At 44.2% G+C, this 473-nt stretch carries 1 protein-coding gene; it reads right to left on the bottom strand.

The window, feature by feature from the left end; genetic code table 11:
• The coding region (locus C1I98_RS46585; protein WP_497846374.1) for a preprotein translocase subunit SecA at positions 1–473 on the bottom strand (473 nt) is incomplete at both ends.

Raw genomic sequence — 473 nt, 5'->3', positions numbered from 1 at the left:
ATGTTTTCCTCATCCAAGCGATGCGACAAGTATTCTGACGTTTCCACGGCAACGGTCCCAATTAACATTGGTTGGCCCTTTTCATGGAGTTGTTTGATTTCTTTAACGACCGCGTTGAATTTGCTTTGTAACGTTGGGTAAAGCAAATCTGAACGGTCATCACGAATCATCGGGCGGTTTGTTGGAATCGTAATAACTTCCATGTTATAGATTTCGCGGAATTCTTCTTGTTCCGTCTTGGCCGTCCCAGTCATCCCAGATAACTTTTTGTACATCCGGAATAAGTTTTGGTACGTGATATTCGCCATCGTCTTGGTTTCTTCTTGAATCTCAACGTGTTCCTTAGCTTCAATTGCTTGGTGTAACCCGTCTGAGAAGCGCCGACCATCCATGATCCGCCCCGTAAAGGAATCAACGATCAACGCCTGACCGTCTGAAATCACGTAGTCTTTATCTTTCAACATGATGTAGTT

This window comes from Spongiactinospora gelatinilytica (genome assembly GCF_003236385.1).
Classification (GTDB): domain Bacteria; phylum Actinomycetota; class Actinomycetes; order Streptosporangiales; family Streptosporangiaceae; genus Spongiactinospora; species Spongiactinospora gelatinilytica.
Note: the sequence above shows the minus strand (reverse complement) of the source record. Positions and strands in the feature narration are given on the sequence as shown.